Origin of the sequence: Sorangium sp. So ce726 (assembly GCF_051521405.1) — a bacterium.
In the GTDB taxonomy this organism is placed as follows: Bacteria; Myxococcota_A; Polyangia; order Polyangiales; family Polyangiaceae; genus Sorangium.
The window spans coordinates 13,082,289-13,103,307 of sequence record NZ_CP150349.1 but is presented as its reverse complement, the minus strand read 5'-3'; the positions used below and the strand labels follow the sequence as shown (position 1 = coordinate 13,103,307).

Below are 21,019 nucleotides of genomic sequence, written 5' to 3'. Positions count from 1 at the left end.
CGCGCGCCCAGGCGCCGACGCTCGCCCGGGCGCCGTGGAGGTTTGCCCCGCTGGCAGGATCGGGTAGGTGCCGGTAACGTCGCCTGGGTGATGCCGTCCGTTCGCCAAGGGCTCCCCGACGCGATGCGCGTCTCGCCGCTGCGCCGCTCGCTGCTGCAGCTCGCCGTCATCGGCCTCGCCCTCCTCGTCGCCTCGTGCGGCTCCGCGTCGTCCGGAGCGCCGGTCAGCGTGGAGACAGCGCCGCCGCCGAAGCCGCGCAACGCGGCCGCGATCGCGCAGTCGATCGCCGGGGGGAAGGTCTCGGTGCTCGTCTACGGCGACAGGACCCGGGGACACCCCATCATGGCGCGGCTCGCGGAGCTCGATCTGTGGGGCCCCGTGCTCACCGGCACGGGGCTCGATCCGGAGCGGGACGTCGAGCGCGCCTTCGTCACCGCGCCGCGCGCGGACGCGGCCCACGAGGCCGTGGTCGTCGTCCAGCACAGCGTGCCGCCGGACAGGCTGGCGTCCGGCCTCGACGCGCTCCTCTCGCGCAGCCAGCCGCCAGGGACCCGGGAGAGCGGGCTCGGCGTGCCGGCGGTGCGCGTGACCATCAAGGGGCACACGCGCGTCGTCGCGACCGTGGAGCCCGACTTCCTCGTGGTCTTGCCGGTCGCGCGGGCGCGCGAGGCGCGGCGCTTCGTGGGCACGGGCGGCTTCCCCGATCCGACAGGCGACGAGGCCGCGATCGCCGCGGCCATCGACCCGGCGCGGACGCTGAAGGGACCGCGGGAGGCGCCACGGGTGCCGCCCACCCTGAGATCGCTCGAGGCCACCGTGACGCTGACCAAGGACGGCGGCGCCACGGTCGCGCTCGACGGCGCGAGCGAGAGCCCAGAGCTCGCCGCCCGCGACGCGGCCTTCCTCAACGAGGAGATCGAGCGCGCGACCTCGTTCCGCATCGCCATCGTGACGGTCCGCGTCGTCGACCCGATCGTCTTCGTCGCCGAGGGGGACCGCGTGAAGTCGAACCGGCGCGTGACGCCCGGGGAGCTCGACAAGCTCTTCGGCCTGCTCAGCGCCGTGCTGCCGCGGTAGGCTGCCGCCCGATGCGACTCGTCAAGATCGGAATCGCCAACGTCAACGCGACCGTCGGCGCCGTCCGCTCGAACACCGACCGGTGCCTCTCGCTCGCCCGCGCGATGGCGCGCGACGACGTCACCCTGGCGGTCTTCCCGGAGCAGGTGATCGGCGGCTACGCGGCCGAGGACCTCGTGCAGTGGCCGGCGTTCGTCGCGAGCCAGCAGCGCGAGCTCCGCAGGTTCGCCGAGGAGACCGCGCAGCTCCGCACCGTGTTCGTCCTCGGCGTGACCGTCGGCGTGGGAGGCGACCTCTTCAACGCCGGCGCCATCGTCCACGCCGGCCGGGTGCTCGCCTTCTCCCCCAAGGAGAAGCTGCCGACCTACAACATCTTCTACGAAGCGCGGACGTTCTCGCGCGGCATGCCGCTCATGGAGCTCGACGCCGACGGCGTGCTCTGCGGCGATCGCGTCTACGCCTTCGATTTCGGGACGATCGCCGTCGAGGTCTGCGAGGACATCTGGTCGCCCGACGGCCCGATGCGGCGCCGCTGCTACGCCGGCGCCGAGATCGTCTGCAACATCTCGGCGTCGCCGTTCCGCGCCGGGGTGACGAGCACCCGGCGCGAGATGATCGCGACCCGCGCCTCGGACAACCAGTGCACGATCGCCTACGCGAACCTGGTCGGCGGCAACGACGGGCTCGTGTTCGACGGCGGCGGGTTCATCAACCAGAACGGCCGGCCGATGCTCGAGGCGCCGCGGTTCCGCGAGGGGTTCTCCGCGTCCGTCGTCGACCTCGACCGGACCACCCGCTGCCGCCGCGAGGCGAGCACCTGGCGCAGCGATCTCGAGGAGTTCCGCCGCGCCTCCGCCCGCATGGTGCAGGTCCTCCGGATCGACGGGGAGACCGCGGACCGCGCGCGCCTCGCCTACCCCGCCCCGCCGGCCGGCACGACGCCGTTCCTGCCCTCGGCGGCGATGCCCGCGATCTCCGCGCGCGACGAGCTGCTCGACGATTTCTACGAGGCGCTCGCGCTCGGCGTCGCCGACTATTACCGCAAGATCGGCGCCTTCAAGAGCATCGGCCTCGCGCTCTCCGGCGGCCGCGACTCGCTCCTCACGCTGCTCGTCGCCTGGCGCGCGGTGCAGCTCATCCACCCGGGCCTCGAGGGCGCGGCCCTGCGCGAGCGGATGCGGACGTCGCTCCACGCGTTCTTCATGCCCTCCCGCTACTCCAGCGACGCCACGCACCGCGCCGCCGCGCAGATCGCCGACGATCTCGGGGTGTCGTTCGCGGTGATCCCGATCGAGGACGCGTTCCCCCGGGAGCTCGAGGCCGCTCAGGCGATGGTCGGCGAGGGCGGGCAGCTCACCGAGCTCACGAAGCAGAACGTGCAAGCGCGCATCCGCGGCGGTCGCATGTGGAACTGGGCGAACACGAGCGGCGCGCTGTTCCTGCAGACGGGGAACATGAGCGAGAAGGCGCTCGGCTACACCACGGTGGGCGGCGACCTCGAGGGGGCGTTCAGCGTCATCGCCAACCTGCCGAAGACGGTGGTCATCGCGCTGATCGAGCGCCTCTCGCAGCGCTTCCGCTTCCAGGGCATCCAGCAGACGCTCGCCACCACCGCCGGGCCGGAGCTCGCCGAGAACCAGTCGGGCGAGGCCGAGCTCATGCCGTTCGAGGTCCTCGACGCGTGCCTCCACCTCTACGGCGCCGAGAAGCTCGCCGCCGACGAGGTCGCGGCGGCGCTCCCGAGCCTGTTCCCCGACAAGGACCCCGCCGCGCTGCGGGCCTGGGCCGAGAAGTTCGCGACGCTGTTCTCGAGATCGATCTTCAAGTGGGTGCAGTCGCCGATCGCGATCCACCTCGGCTCGCTCGATCTCGACCGCGAGCGCGCGCTGCAGCTGCCCGTGGTGCAGCGGACCGAGTGGAAGGGCGGCTGAGCCCGCCACGAGGGCGCAGCCGCCGCCCCGCGCCGCGCGATCGGCGCATCGATCCGCGGCGCGCGGCGCGTCGGCGGGCAGCGCGTCAGTTGGCGGCCTTCTCGACGGAGGCCGGGGCCCCCTGCCTGCCGTCCTTGCCGTCCCTCGAGGCGATCTCGATCCCGTCGTGGCCAGCAGCCACGCCAGGAACCACCGGCGCCACCGCGGGGCGGATCGAGCCGTCCGCGGAGAAGCGCTCGAGATCCTCGGTGACGCGGCGGAGATAGGCCTGCTTGATGTGGAACGGCAGGAAGGAGCTCTTGAAGCCGGCCACGATGGTCGCTTTGATCTCCTTCAGCCCGAACCCCATCTTCGTGTGGCAGTGCCAGAGCTCGTGGGACACCGTCGTGTCGGTGACGAGCCGGTTGTCGGTGTTGACGGTCACGCGCAGGCCGAGGCTCTGGTAGAGCTTGAGCGGGTGCGAGGCGAGGTCGCGCACGGCGCCGGTCTGCACGTTTGACGACGGGCAGCACTCGAGCGGGATGCGGTGATCGTTGATGTAGTGGAGCAGGTCGCCGTCCTCGCGCAGGCGGCAGCCGTGGCCGATCCGGTGCGCGCCACAGACGTGGAGCGCCTGCGCGATCGACTCGGGGCCGTACGCCTCGCCGGCGTGGATGGTGCAGTTGATGTTGTTCTGCCGCACCAGCTGGAACGCGGCCTTGTGGTGCTTCGCCGGGTGGTCGTACTCGGCGCCGGCCAGGTCGAACCCGACGACGCCGCGGCCCTTGTACGCGACCGCGAGCTCCGCCATCTCCAGCGACGACTCCGGCGAGATGTTGCGGATGCCGCAGACGATGACGTTGCTCTCGATGCCCAGCGCGTCGCGCGCCGTCCTGAGCCCGGAGAGCACCGCCTCGACCACGCTCGTGAGCCGCAGGCCGAGGCGGGTGTGCAGCATCGGCGAGTAGCGGACCTCCATGTAGCGCACGTTCTCGCGCGCGGCGTCCTCCGCGAGCTCGTAGGCGACGCGGTGGAGGGCCTCCTCGGTCTGCAGGACGCGCAGCGTGATGTCGAACGCCTTGAGGTACTCGACGAGCGAGCCGCAGTTCTGGCCCAGGTTCATCACCCTGCGCAGCTCCGCCGGCTCGTACGTCGGGAGCTCGACGTGGTGGGTGCGGGCGAGCTCGATGATCGTCTCGAGGCGCAACGAGCCGTCGAGGTGGACGTGCAGATCGGTCTTGGGTAGTTGCCGGAAGAACTCCAGGGGGAGCTTGCCGGCTAGCTCGGGATGATCACTCATGAGCTATTCTGTCACCCGGCGACCAGCCGCGAAAGGCAGCGCAGGGCGCGACGTCGCTCAGGATCGCTCTGGCGAGGACGACGAGGGCGCGGCGCCACCCTCGTCCGCCGCGCCGCGCGAGCGATCCCTTCCGCCGACGAGCACGGCGACAGCGGCCACACCAAAGAGGGCGACGAAGAGCCACGGGAGCGGCAAGCTCATGTCGTCCCCGGCGGCCTCACGGCGCAGCGCATCGCGGATCCGCTCGGGGTTGTACGCCACCACGAGCCGCCGGCCGACGTAGGTCGTCGGGAGCCCGCGCGCCTCCATCCGCCCATACAGCGCGACGTCCGCGTCGATGGCGGCCAGGGTCTCTGGCGCGGCGAGGCAAGCCGCGAGCTCCGCGGCGGAGAGGCCGAGCGGCGAGAGGACAGACGCGACGCGCTCGTCCGTGAGCTTGCTGGGCGACGCGCTGTAGAGCAGCGCCGCGGCCTGCTCGCGCTTGTCCTCGGGCGTGCACACGTAGGCCTTCGCGGCGGGGAGCGCGCCGGGGTGGATCGGGAGCGGCACCATCTTGCGCACGTGGCGCACCCTGTCGCCGTAGGGCTCCTCGATCTTGCTCAGCTCGGGGTGCAGCCTGCGACAGAAGGGACACTCGAAGTCCGTGAAGGCCACGATCGTGATCTTGCCCGGCTCCTGCAGCGCCGCGAGCTCCGGCGGGAGCGGCGGAATGACCGGGTGGCTGCCCCAGAGGAACGGCAGGCCCATCGCGGCCGCGGCGGCCGCGCCCCACACCGTGACGCCCAGCGACCCGCCCTGGGCAGCGCGCTCGAACGCCGCGGCCGGCATGCGCCGCGCCTGCCGCGCGACGAGGGCAGACGTTACCGCCGCGGCGAAGGCCGCGAGATCGACCGCGATGCACCACGCGCAGAACGCGCCGATCACGAAGCTCTGGAGCCCGAGGAGCACCGCGGCGGCGAGGCCGCCGACGGCCGAGGCGGCCGCGATCGCGACGTGGTGCCAGCGCGCCCGCGCGAGCAGCGAGGCGGTGAGGAGCGTCGTGAAGGCGGCGAGGCCGAGGTTCGGCAGCGGGACGCCGAGGAAGCGGCTGTACGGCGAGATCCTGACGGCGAAGCACCCCGACGTGACGCCGCAGAACGCGGGATCGCCCGCGTTCTGGTACTCGACAACGAGCGCCGCGCTCGCCGCGATGGCGACGAAGAGCGCGAGCCGGAAGAGCGTGACGAAGAACCGGGCGCGCCCAGCCTGCCGTTCGTCGCTCGAGGGCAGCGACGCAGGCGCCTCGGGGCTCGCCTGAGGCGTCTCCAGGGGCGCGCGCCCAGCCCGTCCGTCGCGTCCGTCGCGTCCTTCACGTCGGTCACCGGCCGGACGCACCGCGAAGACGTTGCCCCTGCCGGCGAGGGCGACGAGGAGCACCAGCGCGAGGAGCAGGGCGATCGAGTTCAGCAGCATCGGTCGTTGCGGGTGCGTTGCAGGTGGATGAGGGGTGGGTTCGAGGCATACCGGACCCGGGCGGAGACAGCCAGCGCGAGGAGACTCGTGCTAGTCGAGTTTCATGCGTTCTTCATCTCGCGGAGATCCCCCGACGAGCGGCTCCGGCGCGCGCCGCCGGGAGGCCGTGGTCGACCTGCTGTCCTCGTTCAAGCGCGCCCTGCACGCGAACGAGATCGCCGAGCGCCTCGGGGTCGAGCCGAGCCGCTACGCGAAGCTGCAGCGGCTGCTCGAGGAGCTGTCGCAGGAGGGCAGCATCGTCGCGCTCCCCGGGCAGCGCTTCCGCACGAGCCAGAAGCAGGTCGAGGCGCGCGGCGCCGAGAAAGAGGGGACGCTGACGGTGCACCCGCGCGGCTTCGGCTTCGTGGCGCTCGGAGGGGCGGCCGAGGACGTGTACATCTCGCCCGAGGCGATGGGCGGCGCGCTCCACGGCGACACCGTCGTCGTGCGCATCTCGACCCGCTCGCGGCGCGGCGTGGAGGGGGAGATCGTCCGGGTCGTCAAGCGGCGCCACGCGCGCGTGGCGGGCGTGCTGCGGCGGCGTGGCAGGAGCGCGTGGCTCGAGCCGGACGACGGGCGCGTCCGCGGGCCGATCGTGATCGTGCCGCGCGAGCCGGGCGGGCCGCTCGTGCCGCCCGACGCGGAGGACGGCGCCGCGGCGGTCGTGTCGATCGCCCGCTTCCCGGACCTGGCCGAGGAGAACCCGGAGGGCGTGCTCGAGGCCGTGCTCGGGACGCCCGGCGACCCCAACGTGGAGGTCGCCAAGATCCTGGTCCGCGAGGGGATCGAGGAGGAGCACTCGCTCGAGGCGATCGCCGAGGCCGAGGCGTTCGGGGGCGAGGTGCCGGCCGAGGCGCTCGAGGGGCGCACGGACCTCACCCACCTGCCCATGCCGACGATCGACCCGGAGGACGCGCGCGACCACGACGACGCGGTGTGGGTGATCCGCGAGGAGGACGGCTCGTACCGCGCCTGGATCGCGATCGCCGACGTCTCGCACTACGTGCGGCCGGGCACCGCGCTCGACCAGGCGGCGCTCGCGCGGGGCAACTCGGTCTACCTGCCCGATCGCGCGATCCCGATGCTGCCGCGGGCGCTGTCGTCGAACCTGTGCTCGCTGCTGCCGGGCGTGATCCGCCTCTGCCTGTGCGTCGAGGTCGAGCTCGACGCGACGGCGACGGTGCGGAGGGCCCGCGTCATCGAGGGGTACATCCGCTCGATCGCGAAGCTCACCTACCCCGGCGTGGCGCGCGCGCTCGGGTTCACCCCCGAGCCGCCGCGCAGCCCCGAGGCCGAGGCGCTCAGGAACGACCTTCAGGTGATGTGGGACCTCGCCCGGCTGCTCCGCGGCAGGCGGATGCGGCGGGGCGCGCTCGACCTCGACCTGCCCGAGGCGAAGGTGGTGCTCGACCCGAAGACGGGCGCGCCCGTCGACGTGCAGAAGCGCAGCCACGACCCCGGCGTGGCGAAGGCCTACCAGCTCATCGAGGAGCTGATGCTCCTCGCGAACGAGACGTGCGCGCAGTTCGTCGTCGACCAGGGCATCCCGACGGTCTTCCGGTACCACGCGCCCCCGGACCAGGCGAAGCTCGAGCGCTTCGCGACGATGTGCGGGGAGCTCGGGCTCGCGTTCGACCCGGAGGACGCGGCCGACCCCAAGCGGCTGTCGGTGTTCCTGAAGAAGCTCGACGCGCACCCGCAGAAGCAGGTGCTGCACATGCTGCTGCTCCGCGCGATGAAGCAGGCGGTGTACGACGTCGCCAACGTGGGCCACTTCGGGCTGGCCTCGAGCGCGTACCTGCACTTCACCTCGCCCATCCGGCGGTACCCGGACATCACGGCGCACCGGGCCATCCGCGCGGTGCTGCGCGGCGAGCGCGTCGACAGGAGCGAGGCGGCCACCGAGCGGCTGCGCGAGGCGGCCATCACGGCGTCGGAGCGCGAGCGAAAGGCGATGGAGGTGGAGCGCGAGGTGGTCGACCTGCACCGCGCGCTCCTCATGCGCTCCCGGCTCGGCGACACCTTCGAGGGCACCGTCACGGGCATCGTGGGAGGGGGCGTCTACGTCAACATCGAGGATCCCTTCGTCGACGTGCTCGTCCGCATGGAGTCGCTCGGCCCGGATCAGTACGAGATCGACGACGAGGGCCTGCGGGTCATCGGCCGCCGGTCGGGGGACCGGATCGCGATCGGCGACGCGATGCTCGTGCAGATCGAGGACGTGGCCATCCTCCGGCGCGCCGTCTATGGCCGGCGCCTCGCCGGCGAGCCGGCGGCGGACGAGGCGAAGCCGCGCCGGCAGCGGCGCGACGCGGCGGACGCACGGCCCACCCGTCGTGTCAAGATCAGCAAGAGCACCAAGCCCCTGAAGGGCATTAAGACCAGCAAGCGCACCAAGGGCGGCAAGAGCGCCAAGGTACGAAAGAAGCAGCGGTAGCAGACCGCCCGAAGGCTCGATTCTCTGCCAGCTTTTGCGACTCGAACGCACGAGCGCACAGCACCTCCCCAGCCACGCTCGCTCTCGCGGACAAGCGCGCGAAACCTCGTCGAAATCGTGGAGACGAACCGGCGAAACAGAACCGGTCGAACCAGTCGAAATCGTCGAAACGGAACGTGCGAAACAGCCGAGACAGCCGAGACAGCCCGAGGCAAACGGCCGACCGCGGCGCTGCGAGGCGAGCGTCGCCGACGCCAGATCCAAAGTCGCCCCCTCCGCGCCTCTTCTGTAACTGATGTAACCGACACCAGCTCACTCAAAAGAGGGAGGGTTCCTGCATTTCCCTTGCGTTCAGAGAACTACTATGTTCTCAACTAACTCATTCTAGGAGAGAGGTAGCCAATGCCCAAGCCGACGTATCCCGCTTACAACGCTGGTGACTTCCTGGTCGATTACGAGGAGAAGGTCTTCGAAGACGTCAAGGCGAAGCCGGGAGAGAAGGCGCTGGTTACCTTTCACACGGTGGCCTTCGAAGGATCGATCGGCCTCGTCAACGTGCTGACGGCGATCCGCCTGCAACGTAAGGGGTTTGAGACATCCATCCTGCTCTATGGGCCGGGCGTCACGCTGGGGCTCCAGCGCGGCTTCCCCAAGCTCGGCAGCGAGGCGTTCTCCGGGCACCTCGCGGTGAACCAGCAGATCGTTCGGTTCATGGAGGAGGGCGGCAAGGTGTACGCCTGCCGGTTCGCGCTGCAGGCGCTCTACGGCCACGGCGAGCACGCGCTGATCCCGGGCATCAAGCCCATCAGCCCGCTCGACGTGCTCGACATCCAGCTGATCCACCGCCGGGACAACGCGTTCATGGTCCACTCCTGGACGCTCTGATCTGAGCGCCGTCCATGGAGTTCAACCGCAAAGTCCGGGCGGCCGCGGTGCAGGCCAGTCCCGTCCTCGGCAGCCGGGACGGGACGACCGAGCGAGTCGTCGCCGCGATCGCCAGGGCCGCGAAGGAAGGCGCAGAGCTATGCGTCTTCCCTGAGGCGTTCGTCCCGTATTACCCGTACTTCTCCTTCGTGCTCCCGCCGCCCGCCATGGGGAAGGAGCACATGCGCCTTTACGACGAGGCGGTCACCGTCCCCGGCCCGGTAACGCGGGCCGTGGCGGCCGCCGCGCGCGCGCACGGGGTGGTCGTCGTGCTCGGCGTGAACGAGCGCGATCACGGGACGCTCTACAACGCGCAGCTCGTCTTCGACAGCGACGGCTCCCTGGTGCTCCACCGGCGCAAGATCACGCCGACCTACCATGAGCGGATGATCTGGGGGCAGGGCGACGGCTCGGGGCTCAGGACCGTGGACACCGCGGTCGGGAGGCTCGGCGCGCTCGCCTGCTGGGAGCACTACAACCCGCTCGCGCGGTTCGCGCTCATCGCGCAGCACGAGCAGATCCATTGCAGCCAGTTCCCCGGCTCCCTGGTCGGGCCCATCTTCGCCGAGCAGATGGAGGTGACGATCCGGCACCACGCGCTGGAGTCGGGCTGCTTCGTGGTGAACGCCACGGCCTTCCTGACGCCGGAGCAGGTCCGGGAGGTCGCTCCGAACGAGCAGATCCAGGGCGTGCTGCGCGGCGGGTGCATGACGGCGATCGTGACGCCCGAGGGCGTGCACGCGTGCCCGCCCGTGACCGACGGCGAGGGGATGGCCGTCGCTGAGCTCGATTTCGCCCTGATCACGAAGCGAAAGCGGATGATGGATGCGGCGGGGCACTACGCCCGGCCCGACTTGCTGCGGCTTTGGATGGATACGGCGGAGCGCTCGATAACGCTCGGCGCGGGCAGCCCCAAGGCCTCCTCCCTTGCCCCTGCGGCGGTGGACCATGGATACCCAGACGCTGATCACCGAGCTCCAGTCGTTCGGCCTGAGGCTGGCTGAAGCCCCCGAGGGCGCCCCCGAAGCGGGCGCCGCGCCCCCGCCGGAGCCCGCCTCCGGCGAGGGCGACGGCCGCCGCGCGGCGTGGACCTCGCGGCGCGGCGGCGCGGGGCCGACCCAGCACGTCGCGGCGACGCTGCGCGGGGCCACGGTGATGATCCCGATCCACACCGACCAGGCGGCGGCGTCGCCGTTCGTCGCGCGGCTCGGGCGCGACGGCGCGGGGACCGTGGAGCGGGACGGCCAGGAGCTCGCGCCCATCGCCCTCGTGAAGACGCCGCGCTTCTATGCCCTCTCGACGAAGGACGGCATCCCCTACCCCAAGATCGCGCTGCTGCACGGGGCGGACGTCCTCGCCTCGACGGTGCTCCAGACGTGCATCCGGTACACGGAGCGCGAGAAGGCCTGCACGTTCTGCGCGATCGGGCAGTCGCTCGCGGCGGGGCGCACCACCGCGAAGAAGACGCCGGAGCAGCTCGGCGAGGTCGCCGAGGCGGCGGCGCGGCTCGACGGGGTGCGGCACGTGACGCTGACGACGGGCACGCCGCGGTCGGCGGATCGCGGCGCGGCGCACCTCGCCGACTGCGCGCGCGGCATCAAGGCGCGCGTCGATCTGCCGGTGCAGGCGCAGTGCGAGCCGCCCGACGATTTCGCCTGGTTCGAGCGGATGCGCGCGGCCGGCGTCGACAGCCTGGGCATGCACCTCGAGGCGGTCGAGGACGAGGTGCGCGCCGCCGTGATGCCGGGCAAGGCCGAGGTGAGCGTGGCCCGCTACTTCGAGGCGTTCGAGGCGGCCGTGCGCGTGTTCGGGCGCGGCCAGGTGTCGACGTACCTCATCGCGGGGCTCGGCGACTCCCTGGCGTCGCTGCTCGACGCGAGCGAGCGGCTCATCGCGCTGGGGGTCTATCCGTTCCTCGTCCCGCTCGTGCCCATCCCTGGGACACCCGGGGCCGATCGCGCGCCGCCCTCGGGGGACTTCATGCGGGCGCTCTACGAGCACATCGGCCCGCTGCTGGCGCGGGCGGGGCTGCGCTCGACCGACGTGAAGGCGGGCTGCGCCCGCTGCGGCGCCTGCTCGGGGCTCTCGGGCTTCGAGGCAGAAGGCCGACCCGCGGCGCGGCCGGGACCCGGCGCGGCATGGACATCAACCTCGGAGAGCTCCGATGACGCCACGTTACAGCTTCGAGCTTGTGCAGAGCAGGGACACGTACCTCGAGTACCTCCGCTTGCGCCGGGCCATCTTCTGCGACGAGCAAGGGCTGTTTAAGACCACCGACGAGGACGACTGGGACGCCTCCGCGTTCCCCATCGCCGCCATGGAGCACGAGGCGCCAGGGGACCCGCGGCTCGTCGGCACCGTGCGCATCTACGAGGCGGAGCCCGGCCTCTGGTACGGCGGCCGGCTCGGCGTCGAGCGCGCCCACCGCAAGCAGGGCGTGGTCGGCCGCGGCCTCGTCCACAAGGCGGTCACCACCGCCCACGGCTGGGGGTGCCACCGGTTCCTCGCGCTCGTCCAGGCGGCCAACGTCCCGTTCTTCGAGGGCATCCACTGGCGCTCCCTCGAGGAGCGATCGCACCGCGAGAGGCCGCACCACCTGATGGAGGCCGACCTCGACAGCTACCCGCCGAGCGACGAGCCCCGCCCGCCGCCCGGGCAGAGGTTCCGCTGATGCTCGGCGGCATCGCGGCCGAGCTGCGCGGCGCGATCGGCATCCTCGCGAAGCGGGACGTGCAGATCCCGGCGCGCTACCTGTCCGGCGAGCCGGGCGCGGCCGGCGCAGCGCTCGCGGCCAGCGCGGGCGATGCGGCGGCCGCGCCCGGCCCTGTCGGGCTGCCCGCGGCGCTCGGCGACGACTGCGCGGCCATCCCCGACGGCGACGGCTACCTGCTCCTCGCCGCCGAGGGGATCTGGCCGGCGTTCCTCGAAGGGGACCCGCGGTTCGCCGGCTACAGCGCCGTGATGGTCAACGTCAGCGACATCTACGCGATGGGCGGCCGCCCCATCGCCGTTGTCGACGTCGTCTGGGGGACCTCGCCCGGCGCGCTGGAGCCGGTCTGGGAGGGCATGGTCGCCGCGTCGCGCGCCTACGGCGTGCCGATCGTTGGAGGGCATACGAGCGCGCGCAGCCCGTACAACGCGCTCGCCGTGGCCATCGCGGGCCGCGCGCGGCGGCTCATCACGAGCTTCGCGGCGCGCCCCGGCGACGTGCTCGTCGCGGCGATCGATCTGCGCGGCAGGATGCACGCGGAGCACCCGTTCTGGAACGCCTCGACGGGCACGGACCCGGCGCGGCTGCGCGGCGACCTCGAGGTCCTGCCCGCCCTCGCCGAGGCGGGCCTGTGCGACGCGGGCAAGGACATCAGCATGGGCGGCGTCGCGGGGACGCTGCTCATGCTCCTGGAGACGTCCCGCGCCGGCGCGGTGCTCGATCTGGAGGCCGTCCCGCGGCCGCGCGACGTCCCGCTCGCGCGCTGGCTGCTCGCGTTCCCGAGCTACGGCTTCCTGCTCAGCGTGCGCCCCGCGGTCGCGGGCGACGTGCTCTCTGCGTTCGCGCGGCGGGGCATCGCGAGCGCGGCTGTCGGCGCCGTCGACGGCTCGCGGCGGCTCACCCTCCAGGCCGCCGGCGAGCGGCAGACGCTCTGGGACCTCTCCGCGGAGCCGCTCACCGGGCTCGCGCGCGAGGGCGCGCGATGAGCGCCCGCGCTGCCTCGGGCGCGCCGCTCTCGGTCGCGCTCCTCACCTACTCGACCAAGCCGCGCGGCGGCGTCGTGCACACGGTCGAGCTCGCGGAGGCGCTCCACGACCTCGGCGTCTCGGTCTGCATCTACGCGCTGAACAAGGACCAGGGCGGCTTCTACCGCGCGCCGCGCTGCCCCTCGGTCCTCGTGCCCGCCGCGCCCCCGCAGGCGGGGATCGACGCGGTCGTGAAGCAGCGCATCGCGGAGTTCGAGGACGGGCTGCGCCGCCTCGGGGCGCGGCACGACGTCTGGCACTCGCAGGATTGCATCAGCGCGAACGCGCTCGCGGCGCTGCGCGCCGAGGGGCGCGTCCCCCACTTCCTCCGGACGGTGCACCACCTCGACGACTACGACAGCCCGTACCTGCGCGCCTGCCAGGACCGCTCCGTGCGCGAGGCCGACGCGTGCCTCGTGGTCAGCGAGGCGTGGAGGGAGGCGCTCCGGGCCGAGCACGGCGTCGGCGCGGCGATCGTCCCGAACGGCGTGAGCCTGCGCCGCTACACGGCCGCGCCCGACGAGCGGGACGCGGCGCTGCGCGCGCGCCTCAACGCCACTGGATCGCCCCTCTACGTGACCGTGGGCGGCGTCGAGCCGCGCAAGAACTCGATCGGCCTGCTCAAGGCGTTCCTGTCGGTGCGGAGGCGATTGCCCGGAGCCCAGCTCATCATCGCCGGCGGAGAGACGCTGTTCGACTACGCGCCTTACCAGCGCGAGTTCGAGGCGATCGCGCGCGAAGGCGGTGTATGGCCGCCGCCTGCGGGCGCGTCGCCGCCGCCGCTCGTCCTCGCGGGCGTGCTCCCCGACGCGCTGATCCCGCCGCTCTACCGGCTGGCCGACGCGTTCGTCTTTCCGTCCGTCCGCGAGGGGTTCGGGCTCGTCCTGCTGGAGGCGATGGCCTCGGGGGCGCCGGTGGTGAGCTCTGCGCAACCTCCCTTCACCGAGTTCCTCACCGACGGCGAGAGCGCGCTGCTCGTCGATCCCTCGAGAACAGACGATCTCGCCGGCGCAATGGAGGCTATCCTGGACGAGGGCGTGAGGCGGCGCCTCCGCGCCGCGGGGCTCGAGACCGCGGCCCGGTACACGTGGGATCGATCGGCCCGCATCGCGGCCGGCGTGTACCGCGAGTTCCTTGGATCCCGCCGAACGTAGAACAAGCGAGCGACATATGCCGGAGATGCGCTTCGTTATCGAGTGGCCGAGCGGCGAGCAGCAGGTCTGTTACTCTCCGTCGCTCGTCGTGAAGGAGCACCTGGACGTCGGGGAGAGCTACGATCTCGACGACTTCGTGTCGCGTTGCCGGACGGCGCTCGACGTCGCGAGCGAGCGGGTCTTCAAGAAGTATGGGTTCCCCTGCAGCCTGGCGCGGGCCGAGGCGGCGCGCATCGCGAGCGCGGCCGCGCGGTTCCACGGCCGGAGCGGGGCCAAGGTCCGGGTCCTCAGGTTCGTCGAGTGACGGAGTCCTCAGGTTCGTCAAGTGACGGAAGGAGCAGGAGATGGTGACGAAGTCGAAGATGGAGCGCCTCCTCAGCGAGCGCCAGTTCCTCGTTTCCGCCGAGCTGACGCCCCCGCGTCACTACGATCTGGAGAAGTTGCTGAAACACGCCCGAAATATGGCGGGTTGTGTGGATGTGGTGCAGATCAACGATCACCTGCTCTCGCAGGCGCGCTGCGCCAACATGGCAGTCGGCCATTTCGTGAAGCAGGAGGGGCTCGAGCCGGTGCTCCAGTTCTCGCTCCGCCACAAGAACAAGATCGCCCTCCAGGGCGACCTCCTCGGGATGGCGGCGCTCGGGCTCTCGAACATCATTGTCCTCGGCGGCTACCCGTGCGCCATCGGCTCCGATCCCGACGCGAAGGAGGTGAGCGACGTCGACAGCTACGCGGCGATCGAGCTGACCCGCCGGCTGACGCGCGAGGGGAAGCTCTTCAACGGAGACGTCGTCTCGCCGGCGCCCTACTTCCATGTCGGGACCATCGATTTCCCGTGCGCGGAGCAGGCGATCCCCGGCGCGATGGATCGGCTCGCCGCGAAGATCGACGCGGGCGCGAGCTTCATCCAGGTGCAGGCGGTGTTCGAGCTCGCGCCGATGCGCCGCTGGATGGCCGCGGTGGTCGAGCGGCGACTGCACGAGCGGGCGCACTTCATCGCGGCGATCTTCCCGTTCGCGGGCGTGGATCGGCTGAGCTTCCTGCAGAAGGTGCCGGGCCTCGTGGTCCCCGAGCACCTGATCGAGCGCGTCCGCCAGAGCGGCGACGCGGAGGGCGAGAGCTACCGGATCACGCTGGAGCTCGTCCGCGGGCTCCGCGACATCCCCGGGCTCTCGGGCATCCACATGCGGTCCATCGGCGCGGAGGACTGGGTGCCCCGGCTGGTCGACGAGGCAGGGCTGCGGCGAGCGGCATGAGCCTCTAGCGCGGGCTCCGTGCGCCAGACGAGGCCGGGCGCCGGTGCCTGGCGACGGGGCGCTTCGAGGGGCGCGCTCAGGCCTTGCGGGCGATCCAGAGCAGCGCGAGGCCGTTCATCCTGCGCTCGCGGCGGTCGACCTGGAGCCCTGCGCCGCCCAGCTCGCCGCTGAGCTTGTCCTCGGTGTGCCGGTAGGTGACCTCCGCCGCGTCGGCCCACGCCAGCATCGCGTGGGCCGTCGACGGGTTGTACCGGTGGCCGCGCAGGTAGCCGGCCATCGCGGCGCGGCTCATCGTGGCGGCGGGCTCGAGCAGCGCCAGGCGGCCGCCCGGGCGGAGGACGCGCGCCGCCTCGACCAGCACCGGGCCCGGCTCGGGCAGGTGCAGGAGCAGGTTCGACGCGGTCACCACGTCGAACGAGGCGTCGGGGAACGGGAGCCGCGTCGCCAGCGCCTCCCGGAACGTCACGTTGTCCAGGCCGAGCGCCTTCGCCCGCTGCGCGGCGCGCTCCACCATCGCCGCCGTCGCGTCGATCCCGATGGACTCGTGGCAGCGGCGACCCATCTCGCGCGTCAGGCGGCCGGTGCCGCAGCCGAGGTCGAGGCACCGCTCCTCGACGCCCGGATCGACCAGCGTGACGAGCTCGTCGATGAGCGTCGCATAAGGGCCCTCCGCCTGCATGCGATCGAAGAAGTCGACGAGCTCGTGGAACGGGGTCGCCTGCTCTCGCGCCGCATAGCGATCGCGCCAGCGCCAGACGTCGTCGAGGGCCTGGTACGTGCCCCGGTAATACAGGAGCGGCGCGCCCGCCTCCCCCCGGCCCGACGAGAGCACGCGACCGACGTAGATGATGTGATCACCCCCGTCGTACGTGTGCTCCACCTTGCAGTCGAGGAAGGCCAGCACGTCCTTGAGGATGGGGCTGCCCGACTCGGCCACGTGAGCCTCGGTGAGCACCGCCTGCCGATCGATGTCCGTACCCTTGCCGGCGAACAGGTCCGAGAACTCCCGCTGCTGCTCCCTCAGGATGTTCACCGCGAAGACCCCGGACGCCCCGATGGCCGCGCTCGTGCGCGACCGCCTGTCCGCGCAGAACAGCACGAGCGGCGGGTCGAGCGAGACCGCGCTGAACGAGTTCACCGTCATCGCCTGCGGCGTGCCGTCCTGCACCGTGGTCACGAGCGTGACCCCGGTCGCAAACTGGCCCAGCACCTTCCGGAACTCCGCGGGATCGAAGAGCATGGGGCATAGTACGCGCTCGGCGCCCACCAGGGATCCAGGATCTGCGCAGCGCGCGCGCTGGCGCCGCGCAGCGCGATGCGCGAATCCTGCGGCGGCGCCGCGCAGATCACGCGCCGGCGCCGCACAGCGCGCGCTCCCGCGCCGCGCAGATCACCCGACGGCGCCGCGCAGCGCGCGCACTGCGGAGCTCACTCGGCGTCGCGCCGCGCCAGGTCCGGCGCGAAGGCCGGTATGCAGAGCGCGAAGTACTCGCTCTCCTCGTCGAACGGGTTGCTGTAGCGGACGCGCTGATCCGGCTCCGTCCAGAGGGCCTGGCCGGCCGAGACGTCGACCGTCTCGCCCGCGATCTCGGCGCGCACACGGCCGCGGATCACGAGCGTCAGCTCGCCGAACGAGGGCGTCTGCGCCGGCTCGCTCCAGCCCGGCGGGGCCACCATGTGCGCCAGGCTGAACCCCTCCGTGCCGGTGTTCACGCGGCCGAAGAGCTCCTCGATCAGCTTGCCGCCAGGGACGGGGATCCGGGCCCTGGAGGTGACGAGACGGTAGGGATGCGCCATTGGGTACCTCGCGATCACATCGCGCGCGTCCGATCATCGGACACGCGGTAGAGCTGCATGAGCAGGTGACGGCCGCCGTACGGCTGCAGGTAGCGGATCGCGCCGGACTTGCTCGCCATGAAGCGATGGTAGCGCCGCGCCGGCACGGCGATGAGATCGCCCGCGCCGACCCAGATCCGCAGCCAATCGTCGTTCGTGCAGCGGATGTCGTAACAGCCCTGTCCCTCCACGAAGAGCCGCACCTCGTCGCCGAGGTGGCAGTGCTCATCCGCCTCTCTCGCGCTCTCCGCCTCGTCGCGCGGCTTGCTCCCGTCGCGGCGGACATCCTCGTGCTCCGTCCATCCGCGGTCCGCGACCACGCGCTGCAAGGCGAGCGCGGCTGCGCCCGGGTCGAACGCGCCGCACCGGATCCCTTCCGCCTGAAGCTCCGCCTCGGTGGCCTCGCCCTCGCCGTCAGCTCTCATTCGGATCGCACGCATGCGCACCCCTCCGGGACTGCGCTCTTCGAACCCTGCGCGCGCGCGACGTCAAGACACTAAGAGCGCCCCAGCAGCCACAACAGGCCAGCAATGCTGAGCGCCAGCACACCAAGCGCGAGCAGAGCAATGAGCGCCTCTGTGAAGCCCCATCCACTTCCCTGCGTAGCGCGAGACACCGGAGCTGCTGCTGCGGGCTGCGCAAGCGACGGACTCGTGCTCACCGAGGCAGGCGGAGGCGTCGGCGTGGAATGCGCTGCCTTCGGCTCCTCGAGCGAAGGCGGCTCGAACACCGCGTCTGGACGGAGCGGCTCACACGGGCTGCGCTCTATCTCCGCGAGCGCCTCGGCGGCCGGGTGCTCGAAGATGAGCCGATCGCCCGAGATCGCGAGCACCTGTCCAGGACGCCAGATCGTATCGAACTGAGGCACCGCAGCGCCGTCGAGCGAAGCGCCTGAGCGCGATCCGAGATCTTGAACCGAGAATTGATCGCCCCTGCGGGTAATGGCCAGATGACGGCGAGAGACGTCCGGGTCGTCGAGGACGAGATCGGTGTCCTTGGCGCGCCCGAGGATGTAGGGCCGCGCCGCCTCCTCGATCCGCAACGCGCGGCCGCTGTCGGGGCCCTCGACAACGACCACGCGCGGCGCCGGATCCTCCCCTTGCGCCGCGAGGCCGCGCGCGACGAGCTCGAGGGCGAGCTCCTTGGCGGCGGCCGCCGGGGCGGCCTTCGCGACCGCCGGCTCGATCCGGAGCAGGAGCCACACGCGCCCGACGCGGATGCGGTCGCCGGTCTTCAGGGGCATCGCCGTGCGCAGGGCGATGCGCGTCTTGCCGAGGAACGTGCCGTTCTCGCTGCCCTCGTCGAGGAGCAGGTACGTGGCGCCCCGCTGCCGGATCGACGCGTGCCGGGGGCTCACGCTCGTGTCGGGGAGGCGTACCTCGCAGCTCTCCGCGCGTCCGAGGATGATGCGGGGCGCGTCCAGCGTCAGGGAGAGCTCGCCCCCGTCCGCCTTCCCCGCCCCGTCGGGCGCGAGCACCACGATCGTCAACGCCATCGATGCTGCCTGCGCGCGAGGGGGCGGCTCGGCCTCAAATCGCCGCCGTACGACGCATCCGCTCGGAGGCGCTGAGGAGCTGGCGCACCGCCTGGTCCTGCTGCCGCGCCGCCTCCTCGATGCGCTTGCCGGCCTCGACCAGCTGCTCGCCGCCGCGCGTCTGGCTGCGGTGCGAGGCGTTGAGGCTGTTGACCATGTGCGAGATCTGCTCGATCGCGCTCGTGATCTGGCGACCGCCGCGCGCCTGCTCCTGGCTCGACCGCTCCACGTGCTGCGTGATGGTCCGCATCTTCTCGGCGCTCTTCATGATGAGCTCCGAGCCGCGCGCCTGCTCCGCCGTGGCGGCGGCGATCTGCTGCACCGTCTCGGCGATGCGCCCGATCGCGTCCGTGACCTGCTTCGACCCCTTGGCCTGCTCGACCGTGGCGCGGGCGATGGCGCGCACCATGTTGGTCGACTTCTGCGAGCTCTCGAGGATCTTCTTGAGGGCCCGCTCGGCCTCGTTCGAGACCTCGACGCCGCGGTCGACGTTGTGAGCGCCGCGCTCGACGGCGGCGATCGCGTTCTTCGACTCGGACTGGATGGTCTTGATGAGCTCGGCGATCTCCTTCGTGCTGCCGCCGGCGCGCTCGGCGAGGTCCTTGATCTCGTCGGCGACGACGGCGAAGCCCTTGCCATGCTCGCCGGCCTGGGCGGCGATGATCGCGGCGTTCAGCGCGAGGAGGTTCGTCTGCTCGGCGACGTCGTCGATGACGGCGAGGATCTGCCCGATCGCCTCGATGCGGAAGCCGAGGTTCGAGATGACCGCCACGGCCTCCTGGCTCGACTCCTTGATGCGGTAGATCTCGCCGATCGTCTTCAGGATCGCCTCGGCGCCCTTCTCGGCGTCGGTCGCCACCTCCTCGGAGAGCCGGGCCGTCTCGTTCGCGTTCGACTGGACCTGGTCGATCGAGACGTCCATCTGGTTCATCGAGGAGCTCGTCTCCTCGGCCGTCAGCGCCAGGGCGTCGACGTTCTTCGCGACCTCACGGATGGAGTAGGCCATCTCCTCGATCGAGGAGACCGTCTCGCGCACGCTCGACCCGAGCTCGCCGACGTTCTCGGCGACCTCCTCGTTCGTGGCCGTCATCTCGAGGATGCTCGAGCTCGACTCCTCGGCGCTCGACGCGAGCGACTCGACCGACTGCGCGATGTTGGCGAGGGCGGTCGTCATCTCGCGGATGTACACGGTCGCCTGCTCGCTCGCGTGCATGACGCTGCTCACGCCGTCGCTGAGCTTCGGCAGCAGCTCGTCGAGGAGCACGGTGGCCTGCGCCAGCTCCGAGCGGCGCTGCTTGTCGCGCAGCTCCGCCTGGGTGATCCGCTCCGCGATGCCGCTGAGCTCCGAGTAGAGGCGCGAGAGCTCGGGCGGCGAGCCCGGCGGGACGCGCACCCGCTCGCCGGCGGTGGCGCGGAGCACGGCGTCCACGAGCGAGTCGACGTCGATGTCGGGGCCGCGCTGCGCGAGATCGTTGACCTTGCGGGTGAGCGTCGAGCACTCCCGCTCGAGGGTGTCGCGCTCCTTCGCGAGCCCGTCGCGCTCTCGGCTCAGGTTGTCCCGCTCCCGCTCGAGGGTGTCGCGCTCCTTCGCGACGCCGTCGCGCTCCCGGCTCAAGCCGTCGCGCTCCCTCGCGAGCTTGTCGCGCTCCTCGGCGAGCGCGTGGCGCTCCTCCGCGAGCTCGAGCTGACGGCCGGCGATCTCGGCGATCTGCTCATAGGTCTCGGCGACGTCGGCGGGGGCGCCCTCGGGGAGCTTGGGCCGCTTGCCCCGGGCGGCGCCGCGGAGCGCGTCGCGCAGCCCCCCGAGGGGGACGCCGCCCTTGCCCGCGAGGCTCGCGTACAGCACCGCCCCCGCCGCGGAGAAGCCGAAGAACATGAACAGCTGGCCCGAGAACTCCGCCAGCGACTTCGACGCAAAGCTCAGCCCGAGGCCGATGAGCGCGAGGATTACGGCGATGGGGATGGAGAGCTGCTTGGCGTTCATTTCGTGCGTTCCAGCGCGGTCGAGCTGCGGCGCGCGTTGGCCAGCGCGCCCCCGACGACCCCGAAGGACGACCGAGCGTAAGAGGCGAGTGCCCCCCGGTGCAAGGAGAGCGCGCGGCAGAGGCGCGGCAAGCTGCGGCGAGGCGACCGCGGGCAGGCGAGCCGCGAACCGAGATCTCCTGGGCAGAGGCGCAGGGGGCGGGCCCGCGCGGTTGGGGGAAACGCGATGAACTTGGACGATCTCGACCCGATGGCGTATGCACGGAGGTTGCGGCGGAGAAGGAGCCCCGCCGCGGGGGCTCGGCACGGGCGCCGTTTCCTCTAGGTTCGACCGCACCGACCCTGAACACCGCCGCGGACCGCGGCGGCCGCCCGGCCGTAC

Annotated in this window: 18 protein-coding genes; 11 read left to right on the top strand and 7 right to left on the bottom strand. The window is 71.8% G+C overall.

From position 1 onward, the window contains the following. Positions 1–90: 90 nt before the first annotated feature. The gene (locus tag WME79_RS48880) at positions 91–1,077 is read left to right on the top strand and encodes a hypothetical protein (RefSeq protein WP_437529904.1); all 987 of its coding nucleotides are present in this window, start codon (positions 91–93) and stop codon (positions 1,075–1,077) included. 11 nt (positions 1,078–1,088) lie between these two features. Next, the gene (gene nadE / locus WME79_RS48875) at positions 1,089–3,008 is read left to right on the top strand and encodes an NAD(+) synthase (protein ID WP_437529902.1); all 1,920 of its coding nucleotides are present in this window, start codon (positions 1,089–1,091) and stop codon (positions 3,006–3,008) included. Between the two features lie 85 nt (positions 3,009–3,093). Here the strand turns inward: nadE and add are convergent, their stop codons facing one another. Together add and WME79_RS48865 are read right to left on the bottom strand one after the other, a co-directional pair. Further along, positions 3,094–4,287, bottom strand: a complete 1,194-nt coding sequence (gene add, locus WME79_RS48870; RefSeq protein WP_437529899.1) for an adenosine deaminase — start codon at positions 4,285–4,287, stop codon at positions 3,094–3,096. 57 nt (positions 4,288–4,344) lie between these two features. Then, positions 4,345–5,739 carry a vitamin K epoxide reductase family protein gene (locus tag WME79_RS48865; RefSeq protein ID WP_437529897.1) on the bottom strand — a complete coding sequence of 465 codons (1,395 nt, stop codon included), beginning with the start codon at positions 5,737–5,739 and terminating at the stop codon, positions 4,345–4,347. Positions 5,740–5,842: 103 nt separating this feature from the next. On the opposite strand from WME79_RS48865, the gene rnr reads away from it, so the two are divergent. The 9 genes from rnr to WME79_RS48820 all read left to right on the top strand — a co-directional run bounded on the left by rnr (position 5,843) and on the right by WME79_RS48820 (position 15,284). Next, positions 5,843–8,215, top strand: coding sequence for a ribonuclease R (gene rnr / locus WME79_RS48860; RefSeq protein WP_437529894.1), 2,373 nt, complete (start codon positions 5,843–5,845; stop codon positions 8,213–8,215). 402 nt (positions 8,216–8,617) lie between these two features. Beyond that, positions 8,618–9,100 (top strand): MSMEG_0572/Sll0783 family nitrogen starvation response protein, encoded by a 483-nt coding sequence (locus WME79_RS48855; protein WP_437529891.1) that lies wholly within the window; start codon positions 8,618–8,620, stop codon positions 9,098–9,100. Between the two features lie 14 nt (positions 9,101–9,114). Beyond that, a complete protein-coding gene (locus WME79_RS48850) occupies positions 9,115–10,143 on the top strand; it encodes a Nit6803 family nitrilase (protein WP_437529889.1) in 1,029 nt (342 codons plus the stop codon). Continuing rightward, positions 10,088–11,407 carry an MSMEG_0568 family radical SAM protein gene (locus WME79_RS48845; protein ID WP_437529886.1) on the top strand — a complete coding sequence of 440 codons (1,320 nt, stop codon included), beginning with the start codon at positions 10,088–10,090 and terminating at the stop codon, positions 11,405–11,407. Before WME79_RS48850 ends, WME79_RS48845 begins: the two co-directional genes overlap by 56 nt. After that, positions 11,304–11,810: an MSMEG_0567/Sll0786 family nitrogen starvation N-acetyltransferase gene (locus tag WME79_RS48840; RefSeq protein WP_437529883.1), complete on the top strand. Its 507-nt coding sequence runs from the start codon at positions 11,304–11,306 to the stop codon at positions 11,808–11,810. Before WME79_RS48845 ends, WME79_RS48840 begins: the two co-directional genes overlap by 104 nt. After that, positions 11,810–12,835, top strand: a complete 1,026-nt coding sequence (locus tag WME79_RS48835) for a sll0787 family AIR synthase-like protein (protein WP_437529880.1) — start codon at positions 11,810–11,812, stop codon at positions 12,833–12,835. Before WME79_RS48840 ends, WME79_RS48835 begins: the two co-directional genes overlap by 1 nt. Then, the gene (locus tag WME79_RS48830; RefSeq protein ID WP_437529878.1) at positions 12,832–14,028 is read left to right on the top strand and encodes an MSMEG_0565 family glycosyltransferase; all 1,197 of its coding nucleotides are present in this window, start codon (positions 12,832–12,834) and stop codon (positions 14,026–14,028) included. The genes WME79_RS48835 and WME79_RS48830 overlap by 4 nt, the downstream gene beginning before the upstream one ends. 16 nt (positions 14,029–14,044) lie before the next feature. Next, complete coding sequence (locus WME79_RS48825; protein WP_437529875.1) at positions 14,045–14,332, top strand: MSMEG_0570 family nitrogen starvation response protein; 288 nt, start codon at positions 14,045–14,047, stop codon at positions 14,330–14,332. A 40-nt stretch (positions 14,333–14,372) separates the two neighbouring features. Beyond that, on the top strand, positions 14,373–15,284 hold the full coding sequence (locus tag WME79_RS48820) for a methylenetetrahydrofolate reductase (RefSeq protein ID WP_437529872.1): 912 nt from the start codon (positions 14,373–14,375) through the stop codon (positions 15,282–15,284). Positions 15,285–15,360: 76 nt separating this feature from the next. On the opposite strand, the gene WME79_RS48815 is transcribed toward WME79_RS48820, so the two are convergent. The 5 genes from WME79_RS48815 to WME79_RS48795 form a co-directional block, all read right to left on the bottom strand. Next, complete coding sequence (locus WME79_RS48815) at positions 15,361–16,524, bottom strand: flavin reductase (protein WP_437529869.1); 1,164 nt, start codon at positions 16,522–16,524, stop codon at positions 15,361–15,363. 188 nt (positions 16,525–16,712) lie between these two features. Continuing rightward, positions 16,713–17,081 carry a cupin domain-containing protein gene (locus WME79_RS48810; protein WP_012241605.1) on the bottom strand — a complete coding sequence of 123 codons (369 nt, stop codon included), beginning with the start codon at positions 17,079–17,081 and terminating at the stop codon, positions 16,713–16,715. 14 nt (positions 17,082–17,095) lie between these two features. Continuing rightward, positions 17,096–17,545 (bottom strand): 1,2-dihydroxy-3-keto-5-methylthiopentene dioxygenase, encoded by a 450-nt coding sequence (locus tag WME79_RS48805; RefSeq protein ID WP_437529865.1) that lies wholly within the window; start codon positions 17,543–17,545, stop codon positions 17,096–17,098. A 71-nt stretch (positions 17,546–17,616) separates the two neighbouring features. Continuing rightward, entirely contained in the window at positions 17,617–18,615 is a 999-nt protein-coding gene (locus WME79_RS48800; RefSeq protein ID WP_437529862.1) for an FHA domain-containing protein, read from the bottom strand. 34 nt (positions 18,616–18,649) lie between these two features. After that, positions 18,650–20,638 carry a methyl-accepting chemotaxis protein gene (locus tag WME79_RS48795; protein WP_437529859.1) on the bottom strand — a complete coding sequence of 663 codons (1,989 nt, stop codon included), beginning with the start codon at positions 20,636–20,638 and terminating at the stop codon, positions 18,650–18,652. Positions 20,639–21,019: the final 381 nt, after the last annotated feature.

What these genes read in the sequence shown, in the direction of transcription:
- WME79_RS48880 (WP_437529904.1), top strand. Translation starts at nt 91, where the DNA reads ATGCCGTCCGTTCGCCAAGGGCTCCCCGACGCGATGCGCGTCTCGCCG.
- nadE (WP_437529902.1), top strand. Translation starts at nt 1,089, where the DNA reads ATGCGACTCGTCAAGATCGGAATCGCCAACGTCAACGCGACCGTCGGC.
- add (WP_437529899.1), bottom strand. Translation starts at nt 4,287, where the DNA reads ATGAGTGATCATCCCGAGCTAGCCGGCAAGCTCCCCCTGGAGTTCTTC.
- WME79_RS48865 (WP_437529897.1), bottom strand. Translation starts at nt 5,739, where the DNA reads ATGCTGCTGAACTCGATCGCCCTGCTCCTCGCGCTGGTGCTCCTCGTC.
- rnr (WP_437529894.1), top strand. Translation starts at nt 5,843, where the DNA reads ATGCGTTCTTCATCTCGCGGAGATCCCCCGACGAGCGGCTCCGGCGCG.
- WME79_RS48855 (WP_437529891.1), top strand. Translation starts at nt 8,618, where the DNA reads ATGCCCAAGCCGACGTATCCCGCTTACAACGCTGGTGACTTCCTGGTC.
- WME79_RS48850 (WP_437529889.1), top strand. Translation starts at nt 9,115, where the DNA reads ATGGAGTTCAACCGCAAAGTCCGGGCGGCCGCGGTGCAGGCCAGTCCC.
- WME79_RS48845 (WP_437529886.1), top strand. Translation starts at nt 10,088, where the DNA reads ATGGATACCCAGACGCTGATCACCGAGCTCCAGTCGTTCGGCCTGAGG.
- WME79_RS48840 (WP_437529883.1), top strand. Translation starts at nt 11,304, where the DNA reads ATGACGCCACGTTACAGCTTCGAGCTTGTGCAGAGCAGGGACACGTAC.
- WME79_RS48835 (WP_437529880.1), top strand. Translation starts at nt 11,810, where the DNA reads ATGCTCGGCGGCATCGCGGCCGAGCTGCGCGGCGCGATCGGCATCCTC.
- WME79_RS48830 (WP_437529878.1), top strand. Translation starts at nt 12,832, where the DNA reads ATGAGCGCCCGCGCTGCCTCGGGCGCGCCGCTCTCGGTCGCGCTCCTC.
- WME79_RS48825 (WP_437529875.1), top strand. Translation starts at nt 14,045, where the DNA reads ATGCCGGAGATGCGCTTCGTTATCGAGTGGCCGAGCGGCGAGCAGCAG.
- WME79_RS48820 (WP_437529872.1), top strand. Translation starts at nt 14,373, where the DNA reads ATGGTGACGAAGTCGAAGATGGAGCGCCTCCTCAGCGAGCGCCAGTTC.
- WME79_RS48815 (WP_437529869.1), bottom strand. Translation starts at nt 16,524, where the DNA reads ATGCTCTTCGATCCCGCGGAGTTCCGGAAGGTGCTGGGCCAGTTTGCG.
- WME79_RS48810 (WP_012241605.1), bottom strand. Translation starts at nt 17,081, where the DNA reads ATGGCGCATCCCTACCGTCTCGTCACCTCCAGGGCCCGGATCCCCGTC.
- WME79_RS48805 (WP_437529865.1), bottom strand. Translation starts at nt 17,545, where the DNA reads ATGAGAGCTGACGGCGAGGGCGAGGCCACCGAGGCGGAGCTTCAGGCG.
- WME79_RS48800 (WP_437529862.1), bottom strand. Translation starts at nt 18,615, where the DNA reads ATGGCGTTGACGATCGTGGTGCTCGCGCCCGACGGGGCGGGGAAGGCG.
- WME79_RS48795 (WP_437529859.1), bottom strand. Translation starts at nt 20,638, where the DNA reads ATGAACGCCAAGCAGCTCTCCATCCCCATCGCCGTAATCCTCGCGCTC.